This is a genomic window from Acinetobacter piscicola (assembly GCF_002233755.1).
In the GTDB taxonomy this organism is placed as follows: domain Bacteria; phylum Pseudomonadota; class Gammaproteobacteria; order Pseudomonadales; family Moraxellaceae; genus Acinetobacter; species Acinetobacter piscicola.
The window spans coordinates 1-11684 of sequence record NZ_NIFO01000044.1 but is presented as its reverse complement, the minus strand read 5'-3'; the positions used below and the strand labels follow the sequence as shown (position 1 = coordinate 11684).

Sequence of the window (11684 nt, the reverse complement as noted above, 5' to 3'; positions counted from 1 at the left end):
AATGTCAGCATACTTTTTAAAACACCACCCTAAATAGATTTAATTTTAGATCAAAAATAATCAAAACTTTTAAAATCATATAGTTATGAAATCTTTGTTCAACAAAGCCATAGTGTAGCAAAGAGGGTTAATTAGAGTTTTTTTAAAAGTACTTTTAAATGTGCTTTTATCTGTGCTATAATCCTATTGTTGAATAGGAGTACCTATGAATTCTGATGCTATCTGGACCGAAACTGAAGAATCTCGTTTAAAACGAGAGGATGAAGTTCGTATGCAGGAACTCAGACGTCTATTTGATTTAATGGATGAAAGAGAGCACCAACAAATTCAAGCCAAAGAGTTAGAAGAAGCTCTTAATGTCCTTTCTTGGGTTGATGTAGTACGTGCATTAGAAAGTTGCCTAGATTGTATAGTTCCCCAAAGACGGGAAATGCGATCACAATCTATAGACCGTATTGAGCAACATCGTAAATGGTTAAAGGCATTTCGTTCAGCGATGTCTTACCTTGCGAAAATGCTGCTAGTTACTGATGCCTCCTTACTTATCAGAATGAGATCCACATTGGATCGGTATGCTGAAATTAGCTACCCGAATCTACTCGTAATGATTCAACCCAAACTCCAAACACTAAATTCTATAGAGGCTTAACTATGACTCAATTAATCCATGCACGAATGACTGCAAGTATTACTGAACTGAAAAAGAGTCCGATGGATACAGTGTTGGCAGGCAAAGGCGAACCTGTCGCAATCCTTAATCGTAATACACCAGCGTTTTACTGTGTTCCGGCTGATCTGTATGAAACGATGATGGAACAACTAGAAGACTTGGAACTGAATAAGATTGCAGATACTCGTGCGAATCAGAAACGCATTCGAGTAAATATTGATGACCTATAAGTTAGACTTTTTAGAAGAAGCATTAGCAGAATGGAATAAGCTTAATCCAAGTATTAAGCAGCCATTGAAGAAGAAGTTGATCAAGGTTTTGGAGAATCCTCGCATTCCCAAAAACAAGTTGTCAGGACATCCTAACCGCTACAAGATCAAACTTCGTAGTATTGGTTATCGTCTGGTGTATGAAGTCATTGATGATGAGCTAGTTGTCATCGTGATTGCTGTAGGCAGACGTGAAAACAATGCCGTCTATGATGATGCCAATTCTCGTCATTCATAAATAATGTAATGCCTATAAGCAGGTAGTGTCTATGAAAACACTCATGTTTATGGGCATTTTTGATGTAGATAATCTTTGATTAGATAGTAGTAAATTACAACTATTTTGAAATCAAAAAACAACTATTATGAAACCAAAACGAAATCAATTTATAGGCAAGACATTTACTTCACACAAAGCAGTTGATCCCATTTAAAGTAGTTCTGTGTTAGACGATTTCGTGACATATTCCATGTTCTGTTCGGCATTAAACTTGCGCCCAAGGCAATCTTGGTTTTGCCATACTTAAGATGAATCGCTTCAAGGGAATCCATCAAGGCATTACTGACTTCGATGTGCTTCATGTCGGTAAACATGTCATACACATGACTTGCCTTTGGTTCGAGACACGTCAGAATCACGCCACATTTCTTGAATACTATATCCTTTGCATACAGCATCAATCATCGCTGTAGCGAGTTTAGAGAGCACCAATAGATTGTCGGTAGGTTCTGATAAAGCCAAGGATAAAGACTTGTTGTAGAAGGGCTTTGAGCTATCAAATGGGTTTGATTGTACGAAACCAATCAGACAACCACACAACAGATTATCATCTCTCAGTCTGCTAATCGCATCCATGACATACAATGACATGGCTTCTTTAAGATCATCAATGTGGTAGATACGTTGACCAAAAGAACGACTCGCAATGATTTGCTTCTTTGTAAGTGGCGTATGTTCCAGTTCAATACGGCTTTGTTGCACAAAGATTTCATAACTATATGATTTTAAAAGTTTTGATTATTTTTTGATCCAAATTTAAATTTATTTAAATCAGATGCTTACATATTTATGCAACAAAGTCTGTCAGCATTAACAGCGATTAAATATAATCCACACATTGAAGCTTTATATCAACGATTATTAAGCCAGGGTAAAAATAAAATGTGTGCTTTAGGTGCTGCAATGCGCAAGCTTATACATCTGTGTTATGGCGTTTTAAAACATCAGACTGCCTATCAAAGAGATTATTTATTGGTCGAATAATCTCAAAACCTGATTGACTACCAAGACGGTATCTCATGTCTAGACTCGAATGAGGTCGTTTCAAATTATAAAACTCAAAATATGCACCCAATTGCTTTTTCGCATCTGTGACACTGCTATAAGCTTTGAGATACACCTCTTCATATTTAACGCTCCGCCATAATCGTTCAACCATCACATTATCTACCCATCGACCTTTACCATCCATACTGATTTGAATGCCATTTGATTTCAATACATCAATAAATGCATCACTGGTGAACTGACTGCCTTGGTCTGTATTCAATATTTCAGGTGATCCATATTTTTCAATCGCTTCATTTAAAGCCGAAATACAAAAATCTACCTCCATACTAATCGATACCCTATGCGCAAGTACCTTGCGGCTATGCCAATCAATCACAGCACATAAATAAACAAAACCTTTTGCCATAGGGATATACGTTATATCCGTAGACCACACTTGATTACTGCGCTGAATAGCCAATCCTTTGAGCAAATATGGATATTTACGGTGAGCTTGATTAGCCTGGCTTAAATTTGGTTTGCAATATAACGCCTGAATACCCATTTTCTTCATTAAAGTACGTGTATGACGTCGTCCTATATGATGCCCTTGACGATTCAACAAATCACGCATCATACGGCTACCTGCAAAAGGATATTGCATATGTAATTCATCAATACACCGCATCAGCTTCAGCTCTGATGAGCTAACAGGTTTTGGGCGATAATAATAACAACCACGAGAGACTTTCAGTAACTTAGCTTGTTTAGATACTGAAATCTGAAGTGAGTCGTCGATTAACTTTTGTGGTTGAAGCGGCCCAGTTTCTTCAACACACCTTCTAAAAAATCAATTTCTAATGCCTGCTCACCGATTTTTGCATGTAACTTTTTAAGATCAATGGGGGGGCTGATGGAGCTTTTGATTGATCGAAAGCTTGCGAGGAAGCTGAGATTAATTGATTTTTCCAGTCAATAATTTGGTTTTGATGAACATCAAACTCAGAACTCAATATCGGGTGAGAGTTATCGTTTGAAGAATAAAAAAAGAATAGGGATTCAACCTCAGGTTGAAACTTAATACGAGGTAAAAGGGGTCAATTTTAGAATGCCGTTGACAATAATATTGACTCTCCGACAAACCCGGTACGGTTCAGTACGATTTTCACTTACTAGTACTTAAATAATCACCCCACCACTGCATCATTTCAGTCCGTTGAGCTAAATAGTCAGCGTGATTATAGCTGGCACGGGTACGGTTTTTATCAATATGTGAAAGTTGTGCCTCAATCCAATTATCTTGGAACAAACCTGAGTCATTCAAAATGGTACTAAAAGTGGAACGTAGTCCATGAGAGGATAGTTGATGTTTGCCATACCCCATCTTACGTATGGCCATATTTAGAGTATTAAAATGAATCGGTTGATTGTGTTTGCGAGGGCTAGCAAAAAGGTATTTTTCACCGTATGACCACTGCATGACGTCTTTCAAAATCTCTAAAGCCTGATTTGAAAGTGGAACTAAAAAATCTGGAATCTCATGGCCTAATATGACTTTTCGTCGAAACTGTTTAATATGCAAGGCAGGTATTTTCCATATTTTTTCATTTAAATCAAAATGATGAGGCTCAGATAATAACAATTCAGCCCCTCGCACTCCAGTATATAATTTAAACATCAGTGCTTTTTTAATAATCGGATGGGCATCCAATTTTTGTAATTTATACTTAAAATCAGATATATCCTCCGCTTTCAAATACGGATAATTTTTCTTGATTTTACTGTTAATGGCGATTTTATTTAAACCATGCGCGATGTTGAATTCACAATAACCCATCGCTACAGCGTAGTCATAAATTTGGTTCAAATAACTACAAGCTTTCTTGACAGGTTCTTTTACTTGGCGTCCCTCTATTTTTTTGATTACTGAAACCAGGTCATAACGCTTGATGTTTTGAAAAGGTAAATCCTGAAGGTCTGGATAAATATCTTGCTGTAAACATCTTTCTGCTAACTGTAGTACACCGCAGCGGGGTGAATCATTAAATGCATTTTTCAGTTTGAACTGCAGCCACTCCTCCCCTACCTTACGAAAGGTGATGACATTAGAGACAGTATCATGCTCAAAACAATAATTATTGTCTTTAAAGTCATCTTTGACTTGTCGTGCCTTTTTCAGCGATAAATCAGGATAAAGCCCCAACTGAATGCGGCGACGTTTTTTTGTTTGTGGATCTGTATAGCGATAGCACCAAGATTTTCTTCCAGTCGGCTCAATCTTCAGGCTAAGTCCATCTTCATCGGATAAAAAACAAGTTTTTTCCTTGCAATGAGCTTGGCGAACTTTAATTTCAGTAAGACTCATGGAATTTAAATGAAACCTAATAAGGGGTTGATTGGATCAATTATATCAAAATAGAACGCTTTATATATGATGCGTACACTACGCATCATATATATTTGTAATATATTGTTTTATATATTTAATATTTTAAGTATTTGTATTTTAGTAACCATTATAAGTACCACCTCTTCTTTAAGTTCCCAACAACTCACTTTTTCTGTCATCAATGGTTAAATAAGTCTTGTGCTTTAAATTCTTAGATGACCTCCTCTACCCTTTATTATCATTTTTATAAAAGTAACTATATGTACTCATTAAAATTTGTAGAGCTCAAAAACAAAAAAGACCGCTATATAGCAGTCTTTTAACTTAATTAAATAATAATTAATTCATTTTCATCATAAGTGCATAAGCATCACGTTTGTTTTGACGCAATGATTCTATCTCGGACTTCGTCAGCTGTTTTACGAGAGTTGAGGATATACTTTGCTTCCCACTCTGTGAGCCTTTCGAAATCGTACCCGTAAATCGATTTCCACCATGCTTCAAGATTACCATATACATCCCTCAATTGCTGAAGAGTTTCTTTACTTAGAGCTAATTGTGATGAGTATTGTTTACCCGTCAGTGCATATGCTCCAATAACTTTATTCGTCCCAGTTGTTTCAATATGACCTTTTAATGCTGCAAAAGTACCACCTTGGGTCTGGGTATCATCAACAATAATAACACATTTATCATTGTTTATTGTCCCATCAAATGCTGGTGGGTTGGCTAATCTATGCCACCCATCACCGCCAGTTCTTGATACTTTTATAGCTTGAACTATATTCGTATCAACTTCAAGCCCAAGTTTCTTTGCTATAACTGCTGAAGTAGCTAAAGGAATCATATTACGACCGACTGCTTCCTCAGCATGTACAGGTACTATAATAGTTTCCCGACCATCGATAATTCTTTCTAGTTCAGCAATCGCCTCATCCGAAACTAAATCTTTAGCTAAAATATACGCACTTTCAACATCCCCTGCTTTAGCAGCTTCATACATGTAATGAGAGGTTGCATCTCCAAGACCACGGTCAATAACCGTTTTAGGAAACATATTCCAATCTGTGCGATATAACTTCATATTTTTAAATAAGTTTTAATGATGGCTAGCATTAAATTTTACACTAAATTTACCGCTAGCATCTCTTGGATATTATTTTTCGTATCAGGCAGCACTCTCAAAAGCCGTTTGTTTGGACAGTCCCCATGATCATACACGAGGCAGCTTCAAATACTTATGGGCCCATCCTATCCAGTTGTATCTTCTTGCATCACATGAATATTGTATACTCATTTTGACTACTTGAAAATTATGGAACAACGTCAATAAAAACAATAACTCTAGAGTCTTTAGTCGACATTCCTAAAAAGGTAAATTCAACATTTCTTTCCATATCATTTCTTTGTGTCTCTGGATGAACAAAAGAAACATAGCTTATTTCAAAGAATCGGGCTAGGGTTTTTATGCCAATGATTTTGTTCTCTTCATTAGCAATTAAAACATCTAATTCCAGATCAAACTCTTCTAATTATTTAATTAAATCTTTAACTTTCATTTTACTATCAACCTCTATGAATTATTTAAAAAATTAGCACAATGAAACTTGTGAAAAAAATGGATTTGCACAAAATTTTTTAGCAAAAAAAAGCATAGCAACCAGAAAAATCGTTCCAGCAATCAACAAAAATATCCCCGTGTGCTTCCAGTTTACAACATTTTGACTACCACACTGCCCACAGTAGTAATAATAGCCTTTGATACGGCCACCGCATTCAGGACAATTTTTATGATTAATGAATAAGTTACTCAACGTCTCTTCTCCAAAATTCTTATTATCAAGTTGTAAGTGAAGATAGCACACATTTATAAAAATGTCTTTTTTAAAACATCAAAAGATGTTATAAAAAAGACATTCGCTACTTTAGGATAACTTTTAAGATGAATTTAAATCTCCTTGATGAAGAATCAATCCAACCTTCTGAACCCACGCCATGTGATTTTTTCAAAGGTGAAAATGCTATCAAAAAAGCTAAACAGTTAGGATTACCTGATCTCGAGTTAGTCAGAAACGCAATTATGATCGGTGATGCTGACTATAGAACAAATACTCACTATAACCGTGCACGCTTTATTGCACGATGGGGAAAAATTGGAGAACAGATTGCTTTACTGCTTCGACAATCTGATCCTGCTTGGATATTCCACAATGACAGCCAGCCAAGAATTGAGAATACAGTAAAGAAAATACAAATTATCTTTATGAGTGGAAATATTGCATTGGGGTTAGCTGACCAAGTTGTATCAGCACACTGTGAAAAAGGATTAATGACCTTAAATAATATTAAGGAGAATCAGTCTGCTTATGATGATGAGACAAAATTACGGACCTGGATTTTGTACTTCCCCTCTGCATCTCATCCTGCTTATAAGAATGTCGATATCCCAACAATTCCTTTTGAATTTGCATACCCAACGAGCTTTGTACAAAACTCAAATGCTGAAAAAATCTTCATATTACCAAGTGACCATACTTGCAGAATTGCATTTGAAATAGATAATACAGTTCCTGTAAAAACTGATCCTAAGCCAGTATTGGAACCATCTAATGAAATTAAACCAGATGATTTTGATATTCAGCTTGTAGTTTAATCTGAGGTTAATGTGTTTAATAAAGATCGTTTACGTATTGCTAAAGAATTACGAGGACTTAGCAATACCGATTTCGCAGAAAAATTGAGTTGCTCTATCTCTAAGGTAAAGCAACTTTTAGACGTGGATAAAGAAATCAATGAAAATGATCAAGATGATATATGCCGTGTATTAAATTTACCCAAGTCATTCTTTGCAGGTAATGACACACAACCACATGAAACAGACCAAATCTTCTATAGATCGGTTGCTCGTATTAAAGCACAGCATAGAAAAGCTAATGAGGCATATACTCTTTTAGCAATAAATATTAACAAGTACTTAAATCAGAAAGTAAAGTTACCTACTTTTCACCGTCCTGATTTAGATATTACTGAGTTTTTGGGTGAATCTAAGTATGCCGATCACCTAGCGTCAGAGTTGAGAGGTTTATGGGCTTTAGGTAATCAACCTATTAATAACATTGTTTCGTTGTGTGAGCTAAAGGGAATCCGTGTCTTTAGATTACCGACTGAAATTCGAGAAATTGATGCACTATCTTTTTTTGATGATGAAAGTGGTAGCCCTTTCATATTTCTAAATACATTTAAGTCTGCCGAAAGAGCCCGCTTCGATTGTGCACACGAACTTGGTCATATCGTTATGCATACGCATAACAAAAAAATTCGTGTCGAGAAAGATAATCGTGTTCTCGAAACTGAAGCGGATCAATTTTCATCTGAATTTTTAATGCCAACAGATGCATTTCTTTCTACTGCTCCACGCTATTTTTCACTAGAAAATATGATTGAGTATAAAAAGATTTGGCGAACATCCCTGAAGGCTATTAACTATAAAGCTCACAAGCTGGGCTTAGTTAGTGATTGGGTTAATCGTAGTAACTCTATAAAGATCAATTCGTTGGGCTACAACATTAATGAACCTGAAGAAACTCATCGAGATGAGAGTTTGATGTTGCCCAAAATTATCTCTGTTTTAGCCTCACAACCATCTTTTGATAAAAATAAAATGCTTGATGAAATTGGAATCTCTGAAGAAGATTTTAATCAATTAACATTTGATGCTTTAGCTAAAGTTGAGCCCCCGAAGAAAAAACATAAGTTATATATTGTCGAGTAATACAAACCTTCCTTAAAAATAATGCGCCTTACGGCGCACTATTTATGCAAAATCCTGATTAATTTTTTTATGACTTCACGCCCAACGTAGTTTTGCATCCCATAAGTCATACTTTAACTGAAAATGTAACTTGCCCCATCATGACTTTTTTCATATAGCCTACTTGAACTGACACCATAAATCCCATGTGTTCCATAAAGCATCGTATACAATTTCAGATAAATTCTTTAGTTATGTGATCAGGCTATGTGCTCAAATTACCTATTTCCAAATAAAAGAAATTTGACACTCTTAGGTGTCGATACAAGCCAGTTTGATCTTGAGCTTAAGGATCATGTATTCCCTTCCTATCATGCTCCAATCATTCTGAACGGCTCAGATCACTTAGAGCTTGATATTGCAAAGTTTGGATTACTACCGAGCTGGGCGAAAGAATTGAAGTTCAGCAGTCATACTTATAACGCCAGAACTGAGTCTGTAGCAGATAAGCCTAGCTTTCGACATGCTTGGAAGTACAGCAAGTTCTGCCTAGTCCCAGTACAAGAATTTTATGAGCCGAAATACATCAATGGCAAGCCACACTGGTACACCATCAAGCGTAAAGATGATCAGCCTTTTACTGTTGCAGGGATCTATGATGATGCAGTGATTAATGGCAATAAGGTACGTTCCTTGGCACTGTTGCAAATAGAGATTTGAGTCGATGATGTTTCCTTTAAAAAGTACTTAGAGACCGAAAACCCTGTTGATTAGACACACTTCACCCTGAGGCTGACCATAATAAAATGACGATGCTTGTCCTTTACGTAGTGCACGCATGACTTCAATACCTTTAATTGTGGCATAAGCCGTCTTCATAGATTTGAATCCTAATGTGGTCCTGATGATCCGCTTTAGCTTGCCATGATCACATTCAATCACGTTATTTTTATACTTAATCTGCCTGTGCTCAAGGTCTGGTGGACATTTACCTTCCCGTTTTAACCGTGATAAAGCACGTCCATATGTGGGTGCTTTATCCGTGTTGATCACTTGTGGAATTTGCCACTTCTTCACATTATTTAAAATTTTTCCAAGAAAACAATATGCTGATTTGGTATTACGTCTAGAAGAAAGATAAAAATCAATGGTATCGCCACGTTGATCGACTGCACGATACAGATAAGACCATCGTCCATTCACTTTTACATAGGTTTCATCAATATGCCACGAGCTCAGATCTGTAGGATTACGCCAATACCAGCGTAAACGTTTTTCTATTTCAGGAGCATAACGTTGAACCCAACGGTAAATAGTCGTGTGATCAACATTCACACCCCGTTCGGCCAGCATTTCCTGCAGTTCACGATAGCTAATGCCATATTTACAATACCAGCGCACAGCCCAAAGAATGATTTCGCCCTGAAAATGCCGACCATGGAAAGGATTCATATGCTGCACCTTTAGCTAAAACAGTCTTCAGCTTACCATTCGTGGTTATTTGCAACAGTGCCCTTACTTCAAAGCCAAAATTTTTCGGGCACCATTAAGTACGAATAAAGAAACCAGTATGCCAATGATTAAGTCTGGATAAGCTGATCCGGTCCACGCCACGAGTACACCGGCAAATATAACGCCCATATTTACGACAACGTCATTCGCCGAGAAAATCCAACTGGCTTTCATATGTGCGCCATCTTCTCGATGACCAGAAATAAGATATAAGCATGTCACGTTAGCTATAAGTGCGAGCAGGCCAATAACAATCATGAGCGTTGATTCTGGCTCGCTTCCAAACATGAATCGTCTAATGACATCAATAATCACGATGACAGCAAGTAATAACTGAATCCAACCTGCGAAATGGGCTGCTTTCACTTGATATTTCGCAGCTTTTCCGACGGCATATAGCGCAATACCATAAACGGCTGCATCGGCAAACATATCTAGAGAATCAGCAATCAATCCTGTAGACGCAGCAATAATTCCGCTGATGAATTCTATAAAGAAAAGTAGAGCATTAATGCCTAATAACAGTTTAAGTACTTTAGCTTGTCTCACAGGATCAGGTTCATTAGGTATATCGCCTGAAGAAAGCTGTGTTTCATCAAGTTTCGCCCCAAAACCCAGTCCTTCAAGTTTGGCCGTAATTTGCTGAATCCCTTCATTATGGAAGACTTTCAGTTTTCGATTGGGAAGATCAAAAGTAAGACCTTTAACTGCTTCAATATCTGCAAGAGCCATACGGACCATTTGTTCTTCAGCAGAGCAATCCATTTTAGGAATGGTATAGGTACTTGTTTGCTTAGCCTGTTGATTGCTTATATAAGTTTCAGTCTTCACAAGCTTTGCACCAAAACCCAAAGCTTCAAGTTTGGTAGTTATATTTTCATCTTTTTGATTATGTAGAACCTTTAAAGACCGGTTAGGTAAATCAAAGATGAGTTTTTGAACACCATCAATTGAAGATAGCGCCATACGAACCATCTGTTCTTCCGCAGAACAATCCATTTTGGGAACTAAGTATTCACTCATGTAGTGCGAATTTTTTAAAACGTCTTCAGTGCTTAAATTTTCTTTGGGATCAGAACCACAACAGGATTGAGCGGTATCTTCACAACTGTTTGAAGTGTTACAGCAAGGAGATGAAGATTTTTCTTCTTCCTCTTCACCACAACAGCTAAGCGTATTATTACAATTCTTTGAATTGTTTGCTTCTGCAATTGATGGATGATTTTCTTGTTGAGATTTCTTATCTTCGCATGGTGTTTCTTTACTACATCCACAACCACTCATAATTATACCCATTAAAAAAATTTATAAACTTTGAATATTAGAATCCCTATAGTTACTATAGAGTCAAGATTTTTTGGAAATACCAACTCAATGCATTTAAAAATTGGTGAACTCTCTAAAAAAACCTCATGTTCAGTATTAACAATTAGGTTTTATGAAAAGGAAGGTTTAATTCCGGAACCGGAAAGAACGGAAGGAAATTACCGCCTTTACGATGTAGGCTATGTTGAGCGAATTAAATTTATTTTGAATTGCCGAACTTTAAATATGAGTTTGAATGAAATTCGTCAATTACTTACCTATAAAGACAAACCTGAGAAAAATTGTTCAGATGTGAATGAATTAATTGACTTACATGTCAGTGCTATCAGAGAAAATATAATCAAGCAACAAAAGCTTATTGAACAACTATCTGATTTAAGAGGTACTTGTGATGGTTTATGTACAATTGACCAATGTGGAGTTTTAAAAAATCTAGCTTGATTATCTAGACCTATGCTTTTTTCAAAAAATCGGCACTGTTGCAAATAACCACGAAT

At 36.5% G+C, this 11684-nt stretch carries 10 protein-coding genes and 4 pseudogenes; 8 read left to right on the top strand and 6 right to left on the bottom strand.

Annotation, left to right across the window (positions count from 1 at the left end; genetic code table 11):
• Nucleotides 1-205: 205 nt before the first annotated feature.
• From CDA10_RS16380 to CDA10_RS16370, 3 genes are read left to right on the top strand one after another with little or no spacing between them, the layout of a single operon-like run.
• A complete protein-coding gene (locus CDA10_RS16380; RefSeq protein ID WP_089606604.1) occupies nucleotides 206-649 on the top strand; it encodes a hypothetical protein in 444 nt (147 codons plus the stop codon).
• Nucleotides 650-651: 2 nt separating this feature from the next.
• Nucleotides 652-900, top strand: coding sequence for a type II toxin-antitoxin system Phd/YefM family antitoxin (locus CDA10_RS16375; RefSeq protein ID WP_072689757.1), 249 nt, complete (start codon nucleotides 652-654; stop codon nucleotides 898-900).
• Nucleotides 890-1177, top strand: coding sequence for a type II toxin-antitoxin system RelE family toxin (locus CDA10_RS16370; RefSeq protein WP_089606603.1), 288 nt, complete (start codon nucleotides 890-892; stop codon nucleotides 1175-1177). Before CDA10_RS16375 ends, CDA10_RS16370 begins: the two co-directional genes overlap by 11 nt.
• Before the next feature lie 164 nt (nucleotides 1178-1341).
• Here the strand turns inward: CDA10_RS16370 and CDA10_RS16365 are convergent.
• Nucleotides 1342-1906, bottom strand: a pseudogene (locus CDA10_RS16365) (DinB/UmuC family translesion DNA polymerase); the annotation flags it as partial.
• Nucleotides 1907-2020: 114 nt separating this feature from the next.
• Between CDA10_RS16365 and CDA10_RS17055 the strand changes: the two are divergent.
• Nucleotides 2021-2203 (top strand): annotated as a pseudogene (locus CDA10_RS17055) (IS110 family transposase); the annotation flags it as partial.
• Here the strand turns inward: CDA10_RS17055 and CDA10_RS16355 are convergent.
• From CDA10_RS16355 to CDA10_RS16345, 3 genes and pseudogenes are all read right to left on the bottom strand, one after another.
• Nucleotides 2133-3222: pseudogene (locus CDA10_RS16355) on the bottom strand (IS3 family transposase); the annotation flags it as partial. The pseudogenes CDA10_RS17055 and CDA10_RS16355 sit on opposite strands and share 71 nt — an antisense overlap.
• A 152-nt stretch (nucleotides 3223-3374) precedes the next feature.
• Complete coding sequence (locus CDA10_RS16350) at nucleotides 3375-4574, bottom strand: tyrosine-type recombinase/integrase (protein ID WP_089606602.1); 1200 nt, start codon at nucleotides 4572-4574, stop codon at nucleotides 3375-3377.
• A gap of 394 nt (nucleotides 4575-4968) precedes the next feature.
• Nucleotides 4969-5682, bottom strand: coding sequence for a phosphoribosyltransferase (locus CDA10_RS16345; RefSeq protein WP_001986287.1), 714 nt, complete (start codon nucleotides 5680-5682; stop codon nucleotides 4969-4971).
• An 858-nt stretch (nucleotides 5683-6540) separates the two neighbouring features.
• Here CDA10_RS16345 and CDA10_RS16335 point away from each other — a divergent pair.
• The 3 genes and pseudogenes from CDA10_RS16335 to CDA10_RS16325 all read left to right on the top strand — a co-directional run.
• Complete coding sequence (locus CDA10_RS16335; RefSeq protein ID WP_089606601.1) at nucleotides 6541-7251, top strand: hypothetical protein; 711 nt, start codon at nucleotides 6541-6543, stop codon at nucleotides 7249-7251.
• A gap of 12 nt (nucleotides 7252-7263) precedes the next feature.
• Nucleotides 7264-8370 carry an ImmA/IrrE family metallo-endopeptidase gene (locus CDA10_RS16330; protein ID WP_000482094.1) on the top strand — a complete coding sequence of 369 codons (1107 nt, stop codon included), beginning with the start codon at nucleotides 7264-7266 and terminating at the stop codon, nucleotides 8368-8370.
• Nucleotides 8371-8616: 246 nt separating this feature from the next.
• Nucleotides 8617-9060 (top strand): annotated as a pseudogene (locus CDA10_RS16325) (SOS response-associated peptidase); the annotation flags it as partial.
• Nucleotides 9061-9096: 36 nt separating this feature from the next.
• On the opposite strand, the gene CDA10_RS16320 reads toward CDA10_RS16325, so the two are convergent.
• Together CDA10_RS16320 and CDA10_RS16315 are read right to left on the bottom strand one after the other, a co-directional pair.
• Nucleotides 9097-9801, bottom strand: a complete 705-nt coding sequence (locus CDA10_RS16320) for an IS6-like element IS1006 family transposase (RefSeq protein ID WP_089606600.1) — start codon at nucleotides 9799-9801, stop codon at nucleotides 9097-9099.
• A gap of 63 nt (nucleotides 9802-9864) precedes the next feature.
• Nucleotides 9865-11145: a cation efflux transmembrane domain-containing protein gene (locus tag CDA10_RS16315; protein WP_089606599.1), complete on the bottom strand. Its 1281-nt coding sequence runs from the start codon at nucleotides 11143-11145 to the stop codon at nucleotides 9865-9867.
• A gap of 90 nt (nucleotides 11146-11235) precedes the next feature.
• On the opposite strand from CDA10_RS16315, the gene cadR reads away from it, so the two are divergent.
• A complete protein-coding gene (gene cadR, locus CDA10_RS16310) occupies nucleotides 11236-11628 on the top strand; it encodes a Cd(II)/Pb(II)-responsive transcriptional regulator (RefSeq protein ID WP_000550240.1) in 393 nt (130 codons plus the stop codon).
• The last annotated feature ends 56 nt before the right edge of the window (nucleotides 11629-11684 follow it).